A 21,989-nucleotide genomic window follows, 5' to 3' on the forward strand; every position below is an offset into this window, starting at 1 on the left:
GGCCCAGCGAGGACACACGCATGGAACACTCCCCCGAGGATCGGCACGAGGCGGCCATCCGCAGCGCCTGGCAACGCAACGCCGCGCCGTGGGCTGACGCCGTGCGCCAGCAGCGCATCGACAGCCGCCGGCTGGTGACCGACCAGGCGATCGTGGAGGCAGTCATGCGCCAACGGCCGAAACGCGTACTCGATGCCGGATGCGGCGAAGGCTGGCTCTCGCGCCGGCTGACGGCGCTCGGCCTGGCGGTGCTGGGCGTGGACGCGGAGCAAGGCCTGATCGACGTCGCCCGGGCGGCCGGCGGATGTGAATTCACGGTCGCGTCGTACGACGACCTGGCGGCCGGCAGCATCGGGCAGATGTTCGACACCGTAGTGTGCAACTTCGCCCTGCTCGGCCGGGACTCGACCGAGGCACTGTTTCGCGCGGCGCCGGCGCTGCTGGACCCCCGCGGCACACTGGTGGTGCAGACCCTGCACCCGCATACTGGCGACCACGGCCTGCCCTACCGAAACGGCTGGCGCGAGGGTTCCTGGGCCGGCTGCGGGCCGGGCTTTGCGCAACCGGCGCCGTGGTACTTCCGCACGCTGGAAAGCTGGGTGCGGCTGTTCACCGATCACGACCTGCCGCTGATCGCGCTGGACGAACCCGTGCACCCGCTCACGGGTCGACCAGCGTCGGTGATCTTCACCGGCCGGCGGCCGGAGTCTTGCCAACTCGCCCATGATTCAGGGGGCCGGCTGGCTGCGGAGGCGGGTTGACCTGCCGTGGCGATCGCCGCGATCGATCATCCGGCACCACATGTGCTTGCTTGATGCTGCCGGTGGCAGCAATTACCGTGACCAGGCGCAGCGAGCCAAGGCGCGCATGCCCTGTCTCGAGCACGTGTTGGGGGCGCCGACTTGATCGAAAGCATCGCGCTCCCCAATCTGCTGCCAAACTATAGCCGGGCGCGGTTCGACGCCGATGGAACGGCGAAACCTGGGCGCCTCGGCAGCCCATACCGGCCGTAAACCCAGTCACAGGAGACAGCGTGAATAACGAAACCCGCCCGTGGTGGCGCCGCGCTGGCGTGCTTGCCGCCGTGGCCATCGCCGCCGCGCTGGCGTTCGCAGGCTGGCGGTACGTACTCGAGCGCAACGGCGCACTGAACGGCATCGCCAGCGGCAACGGCCGCATCGAGGCGACCGAAATCGACATTGCCGCCAAGATTCCGGGGCGGATCAAGGAAATCCTGGCCCGCGAGGGCGACTTCGTCAGCGCGGGGGCGGAGCTGGCGCGCATGGATACGGCCGTGCTCGAAGCCCAGCGCGCCGAGGCCCAGGCGCAGCTCGAGCGGGCGCACAGCGGCGTCGCCACCGCCGAGAGCCTGGTGCATCAGCGCGAGGCCGAAAAACACGCTGCCGAGGCGCGGGTGGCGCAAAACGAAGCCGAACGCGTGGCGGCGCAAAAGCACCTCGCCCGCTCGCGCGAACTCAGCGCGCGCCTTGCCATCTCCGAGCAAGAGCTCGACGACCAGCAGGCACGGTTCGCGGCGGCGGTGGCAGCGGTGGCGGCGGCGCGCGCGCAGGTAGCAGCCGCCGATGCGGCCCTGGTCAACAGCCGCGCGCAGGTGGTCGACGCCGGCGCAGCGGTGGATGCAGCTCGCGCCACCATCGACCGCATCCAGGCCGACATCGACGACAGCGTGCTGCGCTCGCCGCGCGACGGGCGCGTGCAGTACCGCGTGGCCGAACCCGGCGAAGTGCTGCCGGCCGGCGGCGTGGTGCTGAACCTGGTCGACCTGGGCGACGTGTACATGACCTTTTTCCTGCCCACGGCGCAGGCCGGCCGGGTAGCGCTGGGCGACGAGGTCCGCCTGGTGCTGGATGCCGCCCCGCAGTACGTGGTGCCGGCGCGGGTGTCGTTCGTCGCCGACGTGGCGCAGTTCACGCCCAAGACGGTGGAAACCGCCGAGGAGCGGCAGAAGCTGATGTTCCGCGTCAAGGCCAACATCGACCTCGATCTGCTGAAAAAACACCTCAAGCAGGTCAAGACCGGCCTGCCGGGCGTCGCCTACGTGCGCATCGATCGTAACGCCGCTTGGCCGGAGCAGCTGGCGATCATCCTGCCGCCGTGACCGCCGCGCCCCCCGCCAGCCCGCCGCCGGACGGCGCCCCGGTGGCCCGCCTCAGCGGCGTTGGCCTGCGCTACGGCAAGGTCGAGGCGCTGGTCGATGTGACGCTCGACCTGCCGGGCGGTTGCATGGCCGGCCTGATCGGCCCGGACGGGGTCGGCAAGTCGAGCCTGTTGGCGCTGACCGCCGGCGCGCGCGCCATCCAGGACGGCCGGATCGAGGTGTTCGGCGTGGACCTGGCCGATGCCCGCGCGCGCCGGGGCATCCTGCCGCGCATTGCCTACATGCCGCAAGGCCTGGGCAAGAACCTCTACCCGACGCTGTCGATCGCCGAGAACCTCGAGTTCTTCGCCCGCCTGTTCGGCCACGACGGCAGCGAGCGGGCACGGCGGATCGAGACGCTCACGCGCGCCACCGGGTTGTTCCCATTTCTGGACCGGCCGGCCGGCAAGCTGTCCGGCGGCATGAAGCAGAAGCTCGGCCTGTGCTGCGCGCTGATCCACGACCCGGACCTGCTGATCCTGGACGAGCCCACCACCGGCGTCGATCCGCTGTCGCGGCGCCAGTTCTGGGACTTGATCGCCGGCATCCGCCGCAACCGCCCCAACCTGAGCGTGCTGGTGGCCACTGCCTACATGGAAGAGGCAGCGCGCTTCGACTGGCTGGCGGCCATGGACGATGGCCGGGTACTGACCATCGGCAGCCCAGCGACCATCCTGGCGCAAGCCGGCGCGGCGACGCTGGAAGAGGCCTTCATCCGCCTGCTGCCGGAGGACAAGCGGCGGGGTTACCGGCCGGTCGAGATTCCGCCGCGGCCGCAAGACGATGGCGATACCGCAATCGAGGCCCGGGATCTGACCATGCGCTTTGGCGACTTCACGGCGGTCGATCACGTCAGCCTGCGCGTGCCGAGGGGTGAGATCTTCGGTTTTCTGGGCTCCAACGGCTGCGGCAAGACCACGACCATGAAGATGCTCACCGGCCTGCTGTCGCCGACCGAAGGCCAGGCCTGGCTGTTCGGAAACGAGGTCGACCCGCACGACATCGCCACGCGCCGGCGCGTCGGCTACATGTCGCAGTCGTTCTCGCTCTACAACGAACTGACGGTGGCGCAGAACCTCACCCTGCACGCGCGCCTGTTCGGCGTGCCGGCGGCGCAGATCGCGCCGCGGGTGCAGGAAATGGCCGAGCGCTTCGGCCTCACGCAGGTGATGGACAAACTGCCCGACGCGCTGCCGCTGGGCGTGCGCCAGCGCCTGTCATTGGCGGCGGCGCTGATCCACAAGCCTGAGATGCTGATCCTGGACGAACCCACCTCGGGCGTGGACCCGGTGGCGCGCGACGCCTTCTGGCGCATGCTGGTCGAGTTGTCGCGCGGCGACGGGGTGACCATCTTCATCTCCACCCACTTCATGAACGAGGCCGAACGCTGCGACCGCATCTCGCTGATGCACGCCGGCAAGGTGCTGGCGGTCGGACCGCCGGCCGAGCTGGCGCAGCGGCGCGGCACAGCGACGCTGGAGGATGCCTTCATCGCCTACCTCGAGGATGCCACCGCGGCCGACAAGAAGGACGACGAGCCACGACTGACGGCCCAGGCGTCGGCGGCCAGCGACGGTGGCCTCAGCGGCTGGCGGCAGCACTTCGACCCGCGGCGCTTCGGCAGCTATGCGCGGCGCGAGACGCTCGAGCTGGTGCGCGACCCGATCCGCCTGACGCTGGCCCTGCTCGGCAGCGCCCTGCTGATGCTGGTAATGGGCTATGGCATCAACCTGGACGTCGAGGATCTCAGCTTCGCCGTGCTCGACCGCGACCAGACCACGCTGAGCCAAAACTACGCCCTGGACCTGGCCGGCTCGCGCTATTTCAGCGAACAGCCGCCGATCATCGACTACGCCGATCTGGACTGGCGCATGCGCTCGGGCAAGCTGAGCCTGGCGATCGAGATCCCGCCGAGCTTCGCGCGCGACGTCGCCCGTGGCCGGCCGGTGCAGATCGGCGCCTGGATCGACGGCGCCATGCCGACACGGGCGGAGACCGTGCGCGGCTATGTACAGGGGATTCATGCCCACTGGCTGGCCACCAGGGCGCGCGAGGCCGGCCGTGGCGAGGCCTTGGCGGGGCTCGTCACCATCGAGACCCGGTTCCGCTACAACCCGGACGTCAAGAGCCTGGTGGCGATGGTGCCGGCGGTGATTCCGCTGCTGCTGATGATGATTCCGGCCATGCTCGCAGCGCTCGCCGTGGTACGCGAGAAGGAACTCGGCTCGATCACCAACTTCTACGTCACGCCGACCACGCGGCTCGAATTCCTGCTCGGCAAGCAGCTGCCTTACGTGGTCCTGTCCTTCCTGAGCTTCCTGCTGCTCACGCTGCTGGCGGTGACCGTGTTTCGCGTGCCGCTGAAGGGCAGCTTCCTGACGCTGGCGGCGGCTGCGCTGCTGTATGTCGGCGCCGCCACGGCTCTGGGGCTGCTGATTTCCACCTTCATGCGCAGCCAGATCGCGGCGATCTTCGGCACGGCGGTGCTGACCATCCTGCCGGCAGTGAACTTCTCCGGCATGATCGACCCGGTGTCCTCGCTCCAGGGCGCCGGCCGGCTGATCGGGGAGATCTACCCGACCACACATTTCCTGACCATCGCCCGCGGCACCTTCTCGAAGGCCCTCAACTTCTCGGACCTGCATGCCGCCTTTCTGCCGCTGGCGCTGGCCGTGCCGATCCTGATCGGCTTGTCCGCCACGCTGCTCAAGAAGCAGGAGCGGTAGCGGGATGGTCTGCAAAACTACTGCGCGTGCGCCTGGCACCGTCCGGCGGTGCTCGAAATGCTCATGTATTGGCACATACACTGCGCTTTCTGCGCTCCGGCGGCCGGCGCCATCCACTCGCTCGCTACGTTTTTCAGGCCATCCCTAGCCCATGCGCCCGGCCAATATTTTTCATCTGGGCATCAAGGAGCTGCGCAGCCTGGCGCGCGACCCGATGATGCTGGTGCTGATCGTCTATGCCTTCACCGTTTCGGTCTACACGGCGGCCAAGGCCATGCCCGAGACCCTGAACAAGGCGCCGATCGCAGTGGTGAACGAGGACCGCTCGCCGCTGTCCTGGCGCATCGTCAGCGCCTTTTACCCGCCTTATTTCATGCCCCCCGAAATCATCGACCAGGCCGGAATGGATGCCCGCATGGACGCCGGCCTCGACACCTTTGCCCTGGACATCCCGCCGGACTTCCAGCGCGACGTACTGGCGGGGCGGCAGCCCACGATCCAGCTCAACGTCGATGCCACGCGCATGAGCCAGGCCTTCACCGGCAGCGGCTACATCCAGACCATCGTGAACGACGAGGTGCGCGCCTTCGTGAAGCGCTATCGCGAGGTGACGGAGTTGCCGGTCGATCTGGCGCTGCGGGTGCGCTTCAATCCCGAACTCAACAAATCGTGGTTCGGCGCCATCATGCAGGTCATCAACAACGTGACCATGCTGTCCATCGTGCTCACCGGCGCGGCACTGATTCGCGAACGCGAGCACGGCACGATCGAGCATCTGCTGGTCATGCCGGTCACGCCTTTGCAGATCATGACCAGCAAGGTGTGGTCGATGGGGCTGGTGGTGCTGGCCGCCACTGCCTTCGCGCTCACCGCCGTCGTGCAGGGCTGGCTGTCGGTGCCGATCCAGGGCTCGCTTGCGCTGTTCCTGGCCGGGGCGGCGCTGCATCTGTTCGCGACCACCTCGATGGGCATCTTCCTTGGCACCGTCGCCCGCTCCATGCCGCAGTTTGGCCTGCTGCTCATGCTGGTGCTGCTGCCGCTGCAGATGCTGTCCGGTGGCTCGACGCCGCGCGAAAGCATGCCCCTGGCGGTCCAGTACATCATGCTCGCCGCGCCCAACACGCATTTCGTAATGCTGGCCCAGGCGATCCTGTACCGCGGCGCCGGCATCACGGTGGTCTGGCCTCAATTCCTGGCCATCGCCGCCATCGGCTCGGTGCTGTTCGCCCTGGCGCTGGCGCGCTTCCGGCGCAGTCTCGCCACCATGGCCTGAGAAACCGCATCCTCGGGATTTTTCGGTTCCTGCATCCTGCGGCGGGCCGGATGCGCGTCGCTCAACGCTTGTCGATCTTCGGCTCGGCCCAGGTGCCGGTGACCCGGTAGTGCTGTTCGGTGGCCTTGTCGATCGCGCCCTCGAAGATTTTCTGCCCCAGATAAATGACCGCACCCACACCGGGCGCGGCGATGGCGCCGGCCAGCGGCAAGCTGGAGGTGACCTGCGGCACCACCAGCACCTGCAGGTCCAGGCTGCGGTCGACCAGGTTGGTGTGGCCGTTGAGCGTCAGGTGCGCCGCCGGGCCGCGCACGCGCAGGTCGCGCAGCTCGGCATCGCCAGCCGCCAGCTGCAGCTCGCCGTCCGTGCGGTCGATGGCAAACCCGCGCCCGAACACGTCCCGGAAATCCAGCGACAGGCGGCGCATGACGCTGTCCAGACTGAGGATGCCAAACAGGCGCCCGACGCCGGGCTCGACGTCCGGCAGCGTGCCCTTTTGCAACTGCCCGCTGACCTGGCCGCTGAGCATGGCAAAGCCGAAGGCGCCTGGACTGCCCGGCCAGGACACCTGCGCCTGCACCTTGCCGCGGCCACCCCGCACCAGGTCGGCCACCCCGAACCGCGCCAGAAATGCCCCGAAGTCCTTGAAATCCGCCGTCGCGTCCAGGTGGCTCTCGGCACGCTGGGCGGTCCCCGTCCAGCGGCCGCGGCCGCCGATGGTGCCGTACTCGCCACGCAGGTCCAGGCGGTCGAAATCGAGCCCGTCGGCGAGGCGCTGGCTGCTGAACTCCAGCGCGCCGAAGTCCTCACCGCCATAACGCAGGGCGCCGATGCGGCCGCCCAGCACCGGCACGCTGGCCGGATTCACGCCGCCGCTGCCACCCTCGCCGGCACCGTCCTGGCGCTGCAGGTACAGCCGGGAAAGGTCCAGCCCGACCGCCTGCGTCGGGCCGCTGCCGCGCACATTCACCTTGCCGGCCACGTCGACGGCATCCAGATCGATGTCCCAGCCCTCGCTGCGCAGCACCTGCAGGCGCACCCCGGCGAAGGACTGGCCGAGGTAATCGAGCCGGTCGGCATACACATCCACCCGCGGCGCCGGCCAGGCGCCACCGGCCGCACCGCCGAAATGCTGGCCCAGCCACGCCAGCCAGGGCGCCAGCGGCAGCTGCGCGAGGCGCCCGTGCACGTTGAAGCCGGCCGGCGGCAGGCGCGTTTCGACGCCGATCGCCAGATCGCCCCGCCGCAGCGCCGTGCCGCCGCCTGCCACGGGCGCCAGATCGAGCCGCGCGGTCAGTGGCTGCGCGCTCAGCGTCACGTCCCAGGCGCGCGGCGGCGCCCCGCAGGCGCACTGCGCGCGCACGTGCAGGGGCTGGCTGCGCAGCGCGTCCAGCGGTGCCGGCAGCTCGCCGGTGGCCTTGGCCAGATCCAGGTTCAGGTCAAGGTCCAGATCGCCGGCGCCGGCGATATCGATGCCGCCCTGCCACGGCACGGCACCGGCGAACAGTTCCGGCCAGGGCAGGCGCAGGTAGCGGGTGATTTGCGCCGCGTCGGCCTGGCCGCGCGGCTCGACACGCAGCCCGCTGCCCGGCGCGCTGGCGAGGTCGAACACCACCGGCCCGCCGAACAGTCGGGCCTGGACCGCCTTGGCGCCGAGACCGCGCTGATCGAAGGTCAGCGCCCCGCGCAGCTGCTGCACGGTCAGTCCGCTGCCGGCGATGGTCAACGCATTTCCGGCCAGCTGCGTACGGCCGGACACCTGCGTGGACTTGACCGGACCGGTGAAGACCAGGTCGAGCTTGACCCGGGTCTGCGCCGTGCCGTCGAAGGCCAGGCGCTCGACCCGACCGCCGAAGCGGCTTGCCAGCGGCGACTGCTGCACGAAGCGGATCACGTCCTGCGCCGGACCGTCGACGACGCCATCCAGCAACAGCCGCTTGCTCGGCAGTGCCACATCCGGGATGCGCACCTGCACGGCACTGGCCCGGCTGTCGAGTAACCGGCCCTCGTCCAGGCTCAGGGAAAACTCCGCCCCCCGCAGCCCGAACTGGCCGCGCGCCTCGGCCACCGCCGGCCAGCCCGCACCCGGCTGATAGTCGAGCCCGACGTCGACAAAGCGCGCCGTGCCCAGGAACTGGCCCTGCCCGTCGCGGAACGGAAAGCGCCGCGGATCGCCCCGCAGCAGCGCCTGCACGTCGCTGAGCGTGCCGGCCTGGATGGCCTTCCTGCCCCATTCAATGAACTTTGGGGACAGTCCGCGATCCGGCAGCAGGGCAAAGAACTCGGCCGCCGCCGCCTGCGGCGTGCCGGCCTGAAGGAACAGTTCGGGCTCGCCACCGGCCGGCAGGCTCAGCCGGCCGCGCGCCGCCAGCGCGATGCTGCCGCGACGCGCGGAAAAACCGCCGAGCTGGGCATCGACCCCACTCGGCGACCATTGCGCGGTCAGCTCGCCCTGCGCGGCATCCAGTTGCAGGGGCTCGGCGTAGGCGCGGGGCGCATCCAGGAGCAGGTGCGGCGAACCGACCAGCGTGAAGCTGGCCGCCGCCTCGCCCAGGCGCAGCTCACCGGCGGCGCCGGCCAGACCCGGCAACGCACCATCCGGCTGCCAGCCCAGTTCGTCCACCCGGACAGCCAGCCGCAGCGGTCCTGGCGTTGTGCCAGCCGAGCCTGCGATGAGCAGCAGATCACGACCACGCAGGGTCGGATCAGCGCCTGCAAGGCGCGTGGCCAGGGCGTTTTGTGATGGCGCCATCAATGCCGCAAGGGGACCGAATCGCGGCAGGTCGATCAGGCCGCCGGTCAGGGCCAGCGTGTCGCCACTGCGCCGAAGCAAGGCACGATCCAGACGCCACAGACGCTCGCCGGACTCGGCCCGCAGGCTGTCCAGACCGGCCATCCAGCCGTCGGCCGCGCGCTGCATCACGCCCGACAGGTGCAGCGCATCCAGCACCAGACCGGTTTGCGCATCGGCCCGCTGCAGCTCGCCCCGCCCATCGACGGAGCCATGCACGCGCGTGACCCGGCCTTCCTTCCAGCGCAGCCACAGTTCGCCGTTGAGCTCGCCGCCAAACACGAAAGGCCCCAGCGGTACACCGGCGCCGACCACCTCCCGCGCCGTCACGTAGGCCCGTCCGTCGGTGGTGGCCATGTCACCCGCAAGACCGCCCATCTCGGCCCGCAGCCTGAAGCTGCCGCTGGCCGCCCCGCCGACGCCAACGCGCAGGTCCAACCAGTGCCGCGCACCGCGCCGCTGCAGGGTCACGTCGGCCGGCTCCAGACGCAGCATGCGGCCGGCCTGCGTGAGGTCGGTGACATCGATCACGGCCGCCCGCAGGCGCACCTGCGGCTGGGCCAGCAGCCAGGACGAAAGCCCGTCGCCGCCGCCCTCGCCTACCTGCATGCCGCCGACCTGCCAGCGCCCGTCCGGCTGGCGCACCACCGCCAGATGCAAGCCTTCGATCTGCAACGCGGCCAGGCGCGGCTCCCACGCCAGCAGCGAGGCCAGCCAGTTGAAGCGCAGACTCAGTGCCGCCACCCGCGTGACGCTGCCGTCGCTGCCAAGGAGGCTGGCGCTGCGCAGGGAGATTTCCGGCGTATTGCCGCGCAGACCCGCGCTCAGGTCGGAGAACTGCACCGGCTGTCCGAGCACCCGGCTGACCACGGCCGCCACCTGCTGCGGCCGCTGCTCGAGCTGCGGCAACAGCACGCGCAGCGCGCTCAGGCCAGCGGCCGCGAGCACCAGCAACGCGAACACAGTCCACGCCAACAGGCGGCGCAGACGGCCAATCAGAACGCGCATGGCCGGAACGCAGCGGGACGGGCAGGCACCGGCTCAGTGCTCCCGGTGATACGGCAGCTTGTGCAGCAGGCTCCAGGCACGGTACAGCTGCTCGGCCACCAGCACCCGCGCCAGCATGTGCGGAAAGGTCAGCCGCGACAGCGACCAGCTGGCCCGGGCGCGCGCGCGCACGCCGGGACCGAAACCGTCGGCGCCGCCGATCAGCAGCGCCAGCGGCCCGCCGTGCTCCAGCCAGCCGGACAGGGCACCCGCCAGGGCTTCGGAGTCGTATTGCTCCCCACGCGGGTCGAGCAGCACCGGCCAGGCACTGTCCGGCAACGCCGCCAGCAGGCGGGCGTCTTCCTGCGCCAGCGCAGCGGCGAGGCCACCTGCGCTGCGCCGGGCCGGCGGGATTTCCTTCAGCTCCACCTTCAGGCGTCGCCCGAAACGGCTCAGATAATCGCCACAGGCGGCGCTGACCCAGGCCGGCGGTCGGTGGCCGACCGCCAGAATCAGCACCTGGCTCACACCCCGTCGCCGGCCTGCTCTGCCTTCGGCCGGCCAGGCCGCGCCGACCACAGGTCCTCGAGGCGGTACAGGGCGCGCGTCTGCGGCAGCATCACGTGCAGCACCAGGTCGACCAGGTCCACCAGCACCCATTCGGCACCGCTGTCGCCTTCCATGCCCAGAACCGGGTAACCGGCGGCCTTGGCGGCGTCGCGGGCGGATTCGGCCAGTGCCCGCACATGGCGGCTCGAGGTGCCGCTTGCCACCACCATGACACTGGTAAGGCTGGTCAGCTGGCTGACGTCGAGCACCGTCACGTCGACGGCTTTGAGTTCTTCGAGGGCGCTGAGCACCACGGCCTGCAGGCCGGCCAAGTCTTGCGGCATGTTTCAGTCGGTATAGAGGTGATGACGGCGAATGTACCGCAGGCAACCGTCGGTCACGAGAAAGTGCACGCTGCGCCCGGCGCGCAGCGCGGCCCGCACGCGGGTGGCGGAAATGTCCAGCGGCGGCAGCGCCTGGCGCCAGACCAGACCCGCCGCCGACCCGGCCAGCGCCTGCGCGCTGTCGGCCCAGCGGCCGGCCACGGCCCGGGCGAGCGCGGGCGGCAGCTCGCGGGCCGGCTCGCCCGGCAAGGGCGGACGCTGCATGACCACCAGGTGGGCCAGCTCGAACAGGTCCTGCCAGCGATGCCAGGTGGTCAGTCCCAGAAAGGCGTCTTCGCCGACCAGCAGGCACAGCGGCCGCCGGCCAAGCTGCATCCGCAGATCGGTCAGCGTATCGACCGTGTAGGACGGCCCGGCACGCTCGAGTTCCCGAGCATCCACGGTCAGTCCGGCCACGCCGCGCACCGCCAGGCGCAGCATGGCCAGGCGCTGGGCGGCGCTTGCCACCGGCTGCGAGCGGTGCGGCGGCACGTGGGCCGGGATCAGGCGCACCTGCGCCAGATCCAGCGCATCGCAGATTTCGATCGCCGCCCGCAGATGGCCGATGTGCACCGGGTCGAAGGTGCCGCCCAGGATGCCGACCGGTCGCAAGCGGCGGCGCCCGCGCACGGCGGCGGCCGTCAGGTGCGTACCTCGCCGTTGCCCAGCACCACCCACTTCTGGCTGGTCAGGCCCTCCAGCCCGACCGGCCCGCGGGCGTGCAGCTTGTCGGTGCTGATGCCGATCTCGGCCCCCAGCCCGTACTCGAAGCCGTCGGCGAAGCGGGTCGAGGCATTGACCATCACCGAGGCCGAATCGACCTCGCGCAGGAAGCGGTCGGCGCGGCCAAGGTCGCGGGTGATGATCGCTTCGGTGTGCGCCGAGCCGTAGCGGGCGATGTGCTCCATGGCCTCGTCCAGGCCGTCCACCACGCGCACGGCCAGGATCGGCGCCAGGTACTCGGCATGCCAGTCGGCCTCGGTAGCGGGCGTCATGCCCGGCACCTGGGCGCGGGCGCGCTCGCAGCCGCGCAGCTCGACGCCTTTGGCAGACAGCTCGGCGGCGATGGCCGGCAGCATGTCCGCCGCGCCGGCTGCCACCAGCAGGGTTTCCATGGCGTTGCACACGCCATAGCGGTGGGTCTTGGCGTTCAGCACGATGCGCCGGGCCATGTCCGGGTCGGCGCCGTCGTCGATGTAGACGTGGCACACGCCGTCCAGGTGCTTGAGCACCGGCACCCGCGCCTGCTGCATGACGGCCTGGATCAGCCCCTTGCCGCCGCGCGGCACGATGATGTCCACGTACTCGACCAGGCCGGCCAGCAGGCCAACCGCCGCGCGGTCGGTGGTTTCCAGCACCTGCACCGCGGTGGCCGGCAGGCCGGCGGCTTCCAAACCGCGGGCGATGCACGCCGCGATGGCCAGGTTCGAGTGCAGCGCCTCCGAGCCGCCGCGCAGGATGCAGGCGTTGCCGGATTTGAGGCACAGCCCGGCCGCGTCGGCGGTGACGTTGGGGCGGGACTCGTAAATGATGCCGACCACACCCAGCGGCGCGCGCATGCGCCCGACGCGGATGCCCGACGGCCGGGCGCGCAGCTCGTCGACCGCACCGACTGGATCGGGCAGCGCCGCGATCTGGCGCAGGCCCTCGGCCATGCCGGCGATGCCACGCGCGTCCAGCAGCAGGCGGTCGAGCAGCGCCTCGTCCAGACCCGCCGCCCGGCCGGCTGCCAGATCCTTGTCATTGGCCGCCCGCAAGGCCGCTTCGCTGCGCTGCAGGGCATCGGCAATCGCCAGCAGGGCGGCATTCTTGGCGCCGGTGCTGGCGCGGGCCATGTGTCGTGCGGCCTGGCGGGCGCGCTGGCCAAGCTGCTGCATGTAAGCGTCGAGTTCCACGGTCAGCTCCGCTGTGGGTGGGCCGAAGATTGGCGGCCGGCCTTTGCTGGCCCGGCCATGCGCAGCGCCAGCGCGGTCAGTGCCTGCCAGGGCTCGACACCGCCGCCGACGCCCTTGTTGGCACGATCGACCTGCGCCGCCTGCGCCAGCAGGCCCTGCCAGGCGGCCGGCGGCCGGCGGCGGGCGGCACGCTCGATCAGCTCGCGCCGCCGCGGCGGCTGGCCAAAGCTGTTGCCGTCGATCAGCCGTTGCAGGTCCTGCGTCAGCTGCCACAGGGCCAGGATGGGCGTCTCGCCGGAATCCTGCAGGTGCGCCAGCGCCCGCGTCAGGCGCAGCCGATCGCCGGCCAGCACCGCATCGGCCAGGTCGCGCGTCGCGTAGCGCGTGCTGTCGCCAACCGCCTGCAGCACGCCGTCACGGTCCAGCGCACCGCCGGGCGGCGCCAGCAGGGCCAGCTTGTCCAGTTCCTGCGCCGCCGCCAGCAGGTTGCCTTCGGTCAGGTCGGCCAGCAGTGCGGCCGCCTGCTCGTCCAGCGCCAGGCCCAGCCCACGCGCCCGGGCCACCAGCCAGCGCGGCAGCGCGGCGACCTCCAGCGGCCAGGCATACATGACCACCCCGGCTCGATCGCAGGCGGCGAACCAGCCGCTGTCGCGCGTGCGCTTGTCGAAACCGTCGCCGGTCAACAGCAGCAGCACGTCCGGCGGCGGCGCGGCGAGGTAGTCACACAAGGCGGCAATACCGTCCTCGGCCAATTTGCCGCTGCCCAGGCGCAGTTCGATCAGCCGGCGCTGCGCGAACAGCGACAGGCTGGCCGCCTCGCCGCGCAGCAGGCTCCAGTCGAAGCCACGCTCGACCTCGTGCACCACCCGCTCGTCGTAGCCGGCTGCCCGCGCTGCGCCGCGCACGGCGCTGGCGGCATCGGCCACCAGCAAAGGCTCCTCGCCGGCCAGCAGGTACACCGGCGCCAGGCCGCGGGCCAGGGCCGCGGGCAGCTGCTCCGGTTTCAGCTGCACGGCCGGCTCAGCCCAGGCGCGCCGCCAGGCGCCGCATGATCTGCTGCACCGCCTGGTCCTGCAGCTCCAGGCGGCCGGCGCTCTGCTCGCTCTGACTGCCCAGCACGTTGGTTTCGTCGTAGCTGACATCGCGCAGCAGCTCGACGGTCTGCGGCGCGACCAGGAAGCTGCCGTCCCGCTTTCGCAGCTCGAAACCGAGCCTGTAGCGCAGCTCGTGCTCGCGCACGCGGGCGTCGGTGCCCACGGACAGCACCCGCGTGTCGAACCTCGGGTTGCTGATCTGCAGCACCGCATCGGCGGCCGTGGCGTCCTCGACCAGACGCACGCCGCGGCTGGCCAGCGTGCGCTGCAGGCGATGGCGCAGGTCGTAGTCGTAGCCCGGCACGTCGATGAACACCGCCCCCACCGTATCGGGCAGCTGGTAGTTGCCGCGCACGTGAAAGCCGCAGCCGGACATCAGCAACAGTGCGGCCAGGGCCGGGAAGAAAAGAAATCGGCGCATGGATCGGTTCACCCGGTGTTCAGTCGACAGTTCAGACAACGATATTGACCAGCTTGCCCGGCACCACGATGACCTTGCGCACCGGCGCCTCGCCCACGAAACGCTGCACGTTCGGCTCGGCCAGCGCCGCCGCGCGCACGGCTTCCTGATCGGCGCCGGCCGGCACCCGCACGGTGCCGCGCAGCTTGCCTGAAACCTGCACTGCCAGCGTGATTTCATCGGCTTGCAGCGCCGCCGGGTCGACCAGCGGCCAGGCAGCGCGCAGCAGCGGGCCCTGGTAACCGAGCTCATCCCACAGGCCGTGCGTGATGTGCGGGACGATCGGCGACAGCAGCCGCAGCAGGATGGACAGGCCTTCCTCGACCAGCGCCCGGTAGCCGCCGCCGGTTTCCGGCACCGGCAGGCGCGACAGCTCGTTCAGCATCTTCATGCCGGCCGACACCACGGTGTTGAACTGGTTCTTGCGAAAGTCGTGGCTGGCCTGCTGCAGACAAGCGTGGATTTCGCGCCGGGCGTCGCGCTGCGCAGCGTCCAGCGCCTGCGCATCGGCGGCCGGCGCGGTCTCCCGCCAGGCGCGAAAATCGGCCGCGAAAGCCCACAGGCGCTTCAGGAAACGATTGGCACCGGCCACGCCCTCGTCGGACCATTCCAGCGCCTGGTCCGGGGACGAGGCAAAAATGATGAACAGCCGCGCCGTGTCCGCGCCGTAGCGATCGATCAGCGCCTGCGGGTCGACCGTGTTGCCCTTGGACTTGGACATCTTGGCGCCGTCCTTGAGCACCATGCCCTGCGTGAGCAGCCGCGTGAACGGCTCGCTGGCGCTGATCAGGCCCTCGTCGCGCATCAGCTTGGTGAAGAAGCGCGCGTACAGCAGGTGCAGGATGGCGTGCTCGATGCCGCCGACGTACTGGTCCACCGGCAGCCAGTGGTCGGCGCGCCGGTCCAGCATGGCCGTGTCCAGATCGGGACAGGCAAAACGCGCGAAGTACCAGGACGACTCGAAGAAGGTGTCGAAGGTGTCCGTCTCGCGGCGCGCCGCACGACCGCAGTCCGGGCAGGTGGTCTCGTAGAACTCGGGCATGCGCGTCAGCGGCGAGCCGCTGCCGTCCACCGTGACGTCCTCGGGCAGGCGCACCGGCAGCTGCGCGTCCGGCACCGGCACCGGTCCGCAGGCCTCGCAGTGGATGACCGGAATCGGGCAGCCCCAGTAGCGCTGGCGCGACACGCCCCAGTCGCGCAGGCGGTACTGCACGCGCCGGGCGCCGATGCCGCGCGCCTGCGCCAGGTCCGCGATGGCGTCGAAGGCCGCCTGAAACTCCAGACCGTCGTGAGGTCCGGAGTTGATCAGCAGGCCCTTGTCGGTGAACGCGGCGTGTTCGACCAGGCTGGCCGGATCGCCGTCGAAACCAGCCGGCGCCACCACCGGCCGGATCGGCAGCCGGTACTGGCGGGCGAATTCCCAGTCGCGCTGGTCGTGGCCGGGCACGGCCATGATGGCGCCCTCGCCGTAGTCCATCAGCACGAAGTTGGCCACCCACACCGGCATCTGCTCGCCGGTCAGCGGATGCACGGCGCGAAGGCCCGTGTCGACGCCGAGTTTTTCCTGGGTCTGCAGCGCCGCCTCGCTGGTCTCGCGGGGTTTGAGTTGGTCGATGGCGTCGGCCAGCGCCGGGTTGCCGGCCGCCACCTGCTGCGCCAGCGGATGCTCGGCCGCCACCGCCATGTAGGTGGCGCCGTACAGCGTGTCCGGGCGCGTGGTGAATACCTTCAACTGCCCGTAGCCGGGCACCTCGAAGCTCAGTTCCATACCCACCGAGCGGCCGATCCAGTTGCGCTGCATGGTCTTGACCGGCTCCGGCCAGTCCAGGCCGTCCAGGTCCGCCAGCAGTTCGTCGGCATAAGCGGTGATGCGCAGGAACCACTGCGGAATCTCGCGCCGCTCGACCAGCGCCCCGGAGCGCCAGCCGCGCCCGTCGATGACCTGCTCGTTGGCCAGCACCGTCTGGTCGACCGGGTCCCAGTTGACCGCCGCCAGCCTGCGGTAGGCCAGGCCTTTCTTCAGCAGGCGCGTGAACAGCCACTGTTCCCAGCGGTAGTACTCGGGCCGGCAGGTGGCGATCTCGCGCCGCCAGTCATAGGCAAAGCCCAGGCGCTGCAGCTGCGCGCGCATGTGGGCGATGTTGTCGTAGGTCCAGCGGCTGGGCGCGATGCCGCGCTGGATGGCGGCGTTCTCGGCCGGCATGCCGAAGGCGTCCCAGCCCATCGGCTGCAGCACGCGCCGGCCCTGCATCATCTGAAAGCGCGCCAGCACGTCGCCGATGGTGTAATTGCGCACGTGGCCCATGTGCAGCGCACCGGACGGGTACGGAAACATCGACAGGCAGTAGAACTTCTCGCCCGGCCCGTCGTCGGCCGCCGCGAAGGCGTGGTGTTCCTGCCACCAGGCCTGTGCCTGGGCTTCGACCGTGGCGGCGTCGTACTGGCGATTCATGAAGGACTGCGCAAGGGCGGCAAAAAAAGACCGCCGATTATAGCCGCCGGCCCGTGCCCGCCCGGCCCCGCCACCCGCCGACCAGACACAGCGCCAGGCACAGCAGCGTCACCGGCATCTCGCCGAAGCGCGCGAACGGCGTCAGGCCCCGCCGCGGCAGCAGCTCGCCGCGCAGCACAGTCGGCTCGAAAGGCGCCGCGCGGGCCGTGACCCGGCCGCGGTGGTCGATGATGGCGGTAACCCCCGTGTTGGTGGCGCGGGCAATCGGTCTGCCCAGCTCACGGGCCCGCATGCGGGCGATGTCCAGGTGCTGCGGCGGGGCGGTGGAATCGCCAAACCAGGCGTCGTTGCTGATGTTGATGAGCCAGTCGGCCGCCGCGCCGGCGCGCAGTTCCTGCGGAAACAGGATCTCGTAACACACCGACGCCGCCACCCGCGATTCGCCGATCCGCAGCAGCGGCTGGCCCGGACCACCGGTCGAGAAATCCGACATCGGCACCGCCAGCAGGTCCAGCACCGGGCCGATCTGGCGCTGCAGCGGCACGTACTCGCCAAACGGCACCAGGTGCCGCTTGCGGTACTCGCCGCCCGGACCCGTCAACTGCACCAGGGCGTTGTAGTAGCGCCCGCCGGCATCCTCGATCGGCATGCCGATCAGCAGCGCGGCGCCGCCACGCTGGGCAGCCTCGCGCAGCGCGGTGAAATAGCCGGCATCCACCTGGCTCGGCAATGCGGGAATGGCGTTTTCCGGCCAGATGACGACATCGGCGTCGAAGTGCCCGGCGCTCAGGCGCCGGTAGCGGGCCAGTGTTTCCTCGAAATAGGCCGGATCCCACTTCATCTGCTGCTCGACGTTGCCCTGCACCAGAGCGACACGCACCGGCGGCCCGGCCGGCTGCGTCCAGTCCAGCCGGCCGAGCGCCAGCCCGCCGGTCGTCAGCGCAACGAATATCAGGGCTGCCGGCCAGCGCCGCCGGGGGCGGTTTGACAGGTGCACCAGCAAGGCCGCCGAGGCTGTCAGGGCCAGTCCGACGCCGGCCATCCCGAGCAGCGGCGCGAAGGCACCGAGCGGACTGTCGATCTGGCTGTAGCCGGGCGCCAGCCACGGGAAGCCGGTCAGCAGCCAGGAACGCAGCCATTCGGCCAAGCCCAGCGTTCCAGTTGCGGCAAGCAGAAAGGCGCCGTCACTGCGGCCAAGACGTCTGGCCGCATACAGCGCCAGGGCCGGAAACAGCGCCAGGTAAGCGACCAGCGCCGCCGTGACCAGCGTCGCACTGGCGGCATCCATGTTGCCGTAGCGGTAGCAACTGATGAAGATCCAGTACAGGCCGCCGCCGAACCAGGCCAGACCGAACACATAGCCGCGGGCCGCCGCTTCCCGCGCGGTGCCCCGCATGGCCACGGCCAGCAATCCGGCCAGCGCCAGCAGTGCCAGCGGCCACAGACCAAACGGCGCATAGGCCAGCGGCATCAGCCCGCCGGCCAGGGCCGCCAGCAGCAGGCCGGCGCGGCGGTTTCGCGCCATCAAGGCGCCTCAGCCGTCGTCCGGCTCCGCGGCGACCACCGCCGCGCGGCGCACCCGGAGCTGCTCAATGCGCCGCCCGTCGGCGGCCGTTACCTCGAATTCGAAACCCTGATACTCGATCCGCTCGCCGACTTCCGGCAGGTGCCCGAACTGCTGGGCCAGCAGCCCGCCGACCGTGTCGAACTCCTCGTCACTGAAACTGACGCCGAAATGGGCATTGAAGTCCTCGATCGGCGTCAGACCATGCACCAGCGCACTGCCGTCATCGGCCGGCTCGATGTCGGTCTCGTCCTCGTCGAAGTCGTACTCGTCCTCGATCTCGCCGACGATCTGCTCCAGCACGTCCTCGATGGTGACCAGGCCGGCCACGCCGCCGTACTCGTCGACCACGATCGCCATGTGGTTGCGGGTCTGGCGAAACTCGCGCAGCAGCACGTTCAGGCGCTTGCTCTCGGGCACGAACACGGCCGGGCGCAGCACGTCGCGCAGGTTGAACTGACTGTCCCGGCCGGGCTCCAGATACGCCAGCAGGTCCTTGGCCAGCACGATGCCGACCACCTCGTCGCGGTCATCGCCGATCACCGGGTAGCGCGAATGGCCGTTTGCCTCCACCACCCGTACCAGCGCCGCCAGATCGTCGTCCCGGTGCATCACCACCAGCTGCGAGCGCGGCACCATGATGTCGCGCACCTGGCGCTCGCCGATGGTCAGCACGCCCTCGATCATGCGCAGCGTGCCGGCGTCGAGCACCGCCGCCGCCTCGGCGTCCTTCAGGTGGCGCATCAGCCAGTCGCGGTCGATCGGCTCGCCGAACAGGGCGTGGCTGATGCGCTGCAACAGGCCGTGGTGGCTGTCGCTACTCATTGCGGGGCGAGCGCGCCGAGGTCGCTCAAATAGGGGTCTGGCAGTCCAAGATCGGCCATGATGGCCGTCTCTAGCGCTTCCATGGCCAGGCGCTGGGGCTCCTCGTCGTGACTGTGGCCGGCCAGGTGCAGCAGGCCATGGATCAGCAGATGCGCCAGGCGCTGCTCGAAGGTCTTGCCATATTCGGCGGCTTCCGCCTGCACCACCGGCAGGCACAGCACGATGTCGCCCAGCGGCCGCGGCTCGCCGGGCGGCAGCGGAAAATCGTCGTCGAGCGGAAACGACAGCACGTTGGGCGCGTAGTCCTTGCCGCGGTAGTCGCGATTCAGCTGGCGGGCTTCGCCCTCGTCCACCAGCCGCACCGCCACGTTCACACCGGTCAGGTGCAGCGCCGCCGTCGCCGCCGTCGCCCAGGCGACGAACACCGCGTCGTCCGGGGCCGCCACGGTGCTGGCGCGGTCGATGTCAACTTCGCTGGTCGCCGGGCTCGGCGTGCTGCTCATAGGCGTTGACGATGCGCTCCACCAGCGGATGGCGGACCACGTCGCGGGCGGTGAAGAAATTGAATGAAATGCCCTCGACGCCCTGCAGCACGCCCAGCACGTGCTTCAGGCCGGACGGCTTGCCGGGCGGCAGGTCGATCTGCGTCACATCGCCGGTGATGACCGCAGTCGATCCAAAGCCGATGCGCGTCAGGAACATCTTCATCTGCTCGGGCGTGGTGTTCTGCGCCTCGTCCAGGATGATGAAGGCCTCGTTCAGCGTACGCCCGCGCATGTAGGCCAGCGGGGCGATCTCGATCACGTGGCGCTCGATCAGCTTGCCGACGCGCTCGAAGGTCAGCATCTCGTACAGGGCGTCGTAGATCGGGCGCAGGTACGGGTCGACCTTCTGCGCCAGGTCGCCGGGCAAAAAGCCGAGCTTCTCGCCCGCCTCGACTGCTGGGCGCACCAGCACCAGCCGCTGCACTTGTTCTTCGAGCAGGGCCTGCACGGCGCAGGCGACGGCAAGATAAGTCTTGCCGGTGCCGGCCGGGCCGATGGCGAAATTGATGTCGTGGTTCTGGATGCTGCGCAGGTACTCGCCCTGGCTGCGGCCGCGGGCGCGCACCTGCAGGCGCCGGCCGACCGCCACGATGGGCTCGTCGTCGCCCGCATGACCGCCGCGCACCAGCAGGTGCACCTTGGCCGCCGACAGCTCCTCGCTGCTGGCCGTCTCGGCGTAGATGGTCTGCAGGGCCTGACGGGCGCCGGCCACCGGATCGGCGGCGCCGCTGATGGCGAAAGAGTGACCGTGGCGGCGGATCGCCACCCCGAAGTGGCGCTCCACCTGCCCGATGTGGGCGTCGAGCGGCCCGCACATACGGGCCAGGCGGGCGTTGTCGCCCGGTTCCAGGGTGACTTCCGCCACCGCGGCGTCGGCCGTCAAACCAACAGGAACCGTCATGCAGCGTGGCGGGAGCCGCTCAGCTCGCCGCGCAGGGTGTGCACCGAAACCGCCGTGATCTTCAAATCCACCAACTGACCCACGAGCTGCTCACTGGCCAAAAAGTTTACCACCCGATTGTTACCGATCCTGCCAAACAGCCGGCCCTGACCGCGCTTGGCCGGGCCTTCCACCAGCACCGTCTGCACGCTGCCGACCAGGGTTTCCACGTAAGCCTGCGACTGCCGCTCGATCAACGCCTGCAGCCGCGCCAGGCGTTCCTTCTTGATCGCCAGCGGCGTGTCGTCCGGCAGCGCCGCCGCCGGCGTGCCGGGCCGGGCGCTATAGATGAAGCTGTAGGCCTCGTCGAAGCCGGCTGCCTCGACCATGGCCAGCGTGGCGGCAAAGTCGTCCTCGGTCTCGCCCGGAAAGCCGACGATGATGTCGGTGGTCAGACTCAGGCCGGGCCGCGCCGCCCGCACGCGGCGGATTTTTTCCAGGTACTCGTCCGCCGTATGGCCGCGCTTCATGGCCCGCAGGATGCGGTCCGAGCCGCTTTGCACCGGCAGGTGCAGGTGCGGGGCGAGCTTGGGCACCTCGGCATAGGCCGCCACCAGCGTGTCCGTGAACTCCACCGGATGCGAGGTGGTGAAGCGGATGCGCGCGATGCCGTCGATCTGCGCCACCTGGCGTATCAGTTCGGCCAGGTCCGCCACCCCGCCGCGCGGCGTGGCGCCGCGGTAGGCGTTCACGTTCTGGCCCAGCAGCGTCACCTCGCGCACGCCCTGCTCGGCGTAGACCGCGACCTCGGTCAGCACGTCCAGCAGCGGGCGGCTGAATTCCTCGCCGCGCGTGTACGGCACCACGCAGAAGCTGCAGTACTTCGAGCAGCCCTCCATGGCCGACACGAACGCGGTCGGGCCGTTCGCCCGCGGCAGCGGCAGATGATCGAACTTCTCGATCTCGGGAAAGCTCACGTCCACCGCCGCCTGGCGACCCTGCGCCTGATTCAGCAGCAGCGGCAAACGATGGATGGTCTGCGGCCCGAAGATCAGGTCCACATACGGCGCCCGCTCACGCAGCCGGTCGCCTTCCTGGCTGGCCACGCAGCCGCCGACGCCGATCACCAGCTCCGGACGGTAGCGCTTGAAGTCGTGCCACCAGGCGCCCAGCTCCGAGAACACCTTCTCTTGCGCCTTCTCGCGGATCGAACAGGTATTCAGCAGCAGCACGTCGGCCTGCGCCGGGTCGTCGGTGGACTCGAGACCATGCGACTGCGCAAGCACATCGGCGATGCGCTGCGAGTCGTACACGTTCATCTGACAGCCGAGGGTCTTGACGTGCAGTTTGCGGGGCGTGGTCATGGGCGGGGAAACGGCCGGAAACAGCCTGACAGCGGTATACAAG

At 70.1% G+C, this 21,989-nt stretch carries 17 protein-coding genes; 4 read left to right on the forward strand and 13 right to left on the reverse strand.

Annotation, left to right across the window (positions count from 1 at the left end; all coding sequences use genetic code 11):
- Nucleotides 1-20 precede the first annotated feature (20 nt).
- From H5U26_RS07755 to H5U26_RS07770, 4 genes are all read left to right on the forward strand, one after another.
- The gene (locus tag H5U26_RS07755; protein WP_290618337.1) at nt 21-761 is read left to right on the forward strand and encodes a methyltransferase domain-containing protein; all 741 of its coding nucleotides are present in this window, start codon (nt 21-23) and stop codon (nt 759-761) included.
- Nucleotides 762-1,102: 341 nt separating this feature from the next.
- Entirely contained in the window at nt 1,103-2,119 is a 1,017-nt protein-coding gene (locus H5U26_RS07760) for an HlyD family efflux transporter periplasmic adaptor subunit (protein WP_366055920.1), read from the forward strand.
- The gene (gene rbbA, locus H5U26_RS07765) at nt 2,116-4,884 is read left to right on the forward strand and encodes a ribosome-associated ATPase/putative transporter RbbA (RefSeq protein WP_290618341.1); all 2,769 of its coding nucleotides are present in this window, start codon (nt 2,116-2,118) and stop codon (nt 4,882-4,884) included. Before H5U26_RS07760 ends, rbbA begins: the two co-directional genes overlap by 4 nt.
- Nucleotides 4,885-5,035: 151 nt before the next feature.
- The gene (locus tag H5U26_RS07770) at nt 5,036-6,157 is read left to right on the forward strand and encodes an ABC transporter permease (protein WP_290618343.1); all 1,122 of its coding nucleotides are present in this window, start codon (nt 5,036-5,038) and stop codon (nt 6,155-6,157) included.
- Nucleotides 6,158-6,218: 61 nt separating this feature from the next.
- Here H5U26_RS07770 and H5U26_RS07775 read toward each other — a convergent pair whose 3' ends face one another.
- From H5U26_RS07775 to miaB, 13 genes are read right to left on the reverse strand one after another with little or no spacing between them, the layout of a single operon-like run.
- On the reverse strand, nt 6,219-9,956 hold the full coding sequence (locus tag H5U26_RS07775; protein ID WP_290618345.1) for a YhdP family protein: 3,738 nt from the start codon (nt 9,954-9,956) through the stop codon (nt 6,219-6,221).
- A 33-nt stretch (nt 9,957-9,989) separates the two neighbouring features.
- On the reverse strand, nt 9,990-10,463 hold the full coding sequence (rlmH, locus tag H5U26_RS07780) for a 23S rRNA (pseudouridine(1915)-N(3))-methyltransferase RlmH (protein WP_290618347.1): 474 nt from the start codon (nt 10,461-10,463) through the stop codon (nt 9,990-9,992).
- Nucleotides 10,460-10,828, reverse strand: a complete 369-nt coding sequence (gene rsfS / locus H5U26_RS07785) for a ribosome silencing factor (protein WP_290618349.1) — start codon at nt 10,826-10,828, stop codon at nt 10,460-10,462. Before rsfS ends, rlmH begins: the two co-directional genes overlap by 4 nt.
- Before the next feature lie 3 nt (nt 10,829-10,831).
- Nucleotides 10,832-11,479: a nicotinate-nucleotide adenylyltransferase gene (nadD, locus tag H5U26_RS07790; protein ID WP_290618351.1), complete on the reverse strand. Its 648-nt coding sequence runs from the start codon at nt 11,477-11,479 to the stop codon at nt 10,832-10,834.
- Between the two features lie 29 nt (nt 11,480-11,508).
- A complete protein-coding gene (locus H5U26_RS07795) occupies nt 11,509-12,744 on the reverse strand; it encodes a glutamate-5-semialdehyde dehydrogenase (protein ID WP_290618615.1) in 1,236 nt (411 codons plus the stop codon).
- A gap of 20 nt (nt 12,745-12,764) precedes the next feature.
- Entirely contained in the window at nt 12,765-13,775 is a 1,011-nt protein-coding gene (gene holA, locus H5U26_RS07800; protein ID WP_290618353.1) for a DNA polymerase III subunit delta, read from the reverse strand.
- 7 nt (nt 13,776-13,782) lie between these two features.
- Entirely contained in the window at nt 13,783-14,277 is a 495-nt protein-coding gene (gene lptE, locus H5U26_RS07805) for an LPS assembly lipoprotein LptE (RefSeq protein ID WP_290618361.1), read from the reverse strand.
- Nucleotides 14,278-14,308: 31 nt separating this feature from the next.
- Nucleotides 14,309-16,768, reverse strand: coding sequence for a leucine--tRNA ligase (leuS, locus tag H5U26_RS07810; RefSeq protein ID WP_290618363.1), 2,460 nt, complete (start codon nt 16,766-16,768; stop codon nt 14,309-14,311).
- Between the two features lie 37 nt (nt 16,769-16,805).
- Nucleotides 16,806-18,293: an apolipoprotein N-acyltransferase gene (gene lnt, locus H5U26_RS07815; protein WP_290618365.1), complete on the reverse strand. Its 1,488-nt coding sequence runs from the start codon at nt 18,291-18,293 to the stop codon at nt 16,806-16,808.
- A 9-nt stretch (nt 18,294-18,302) separates the two neighbouring features.
- Nucleotides 18,303-19,157: a transporter associated domain-containing protein gene (locus H5U26_RS07820; protein ID WP_290618367.1), complete on the reverse strand. Its 855-nt coding sequence runs from the start codon at nt 19,155-19,157 to the stop codon at nt 18,303-18,305.
- Nucleotides 19,154-19,660 (reverse strand): rRNA maturation RNase YbeY, encoded by a 507-nt coding sequence (ybeY, locus tag H5U26_RS07825; protein WP_290618369.1) that lies wholly within the window; start codon nt 19,658-19,660, stop codon nt 19,154-19,156. The genes H5U26_RS07820 and ybeY overlap by 4 nt, the downstream gene beginning before the upstream one ends.
- On the reverse strand, nt 19,623-20,603 hold the full coding sequence (locus tag H5U26_RS07830; RefSeq protein ID WP_290618371.1) for a PhoH family protein: 981 nt from the start codon (nt 20,601-20,603) through the stop codon (nt 19,623-19,625). The genes ybeY and H5U26_RS07830 overlap by 38 nt, the downstream gene beginning before the upstream one ends.
- A complete protein-coding gene (gene miaB, locus H5U26_RS07835; RefSeq protein WP_290618373.1) occupies nt 20,600-21,946 on the reverse strand; it encodes a tRNA (N6-isopentenyl adenosine(37)-C2)-methylthiotransferase MiaB in 1,347 nt (448 codons plus the stop codon). Before miaB ends, H5U26_RS07830 begins: the two co-directional genes overlap by 4 nt.
- Nucleotides 21,947-21,989 lie beyond the last annotated feature (43 nt).

Source organism: Immundisolibacter sp. (assembly GCF_014359565.1).
GTDB lineage: Bacteria > Pseudomonadota > Gammaproteobacteria > Immundisolibacterales > Immundisolibacteraceae > Immundisolibacter.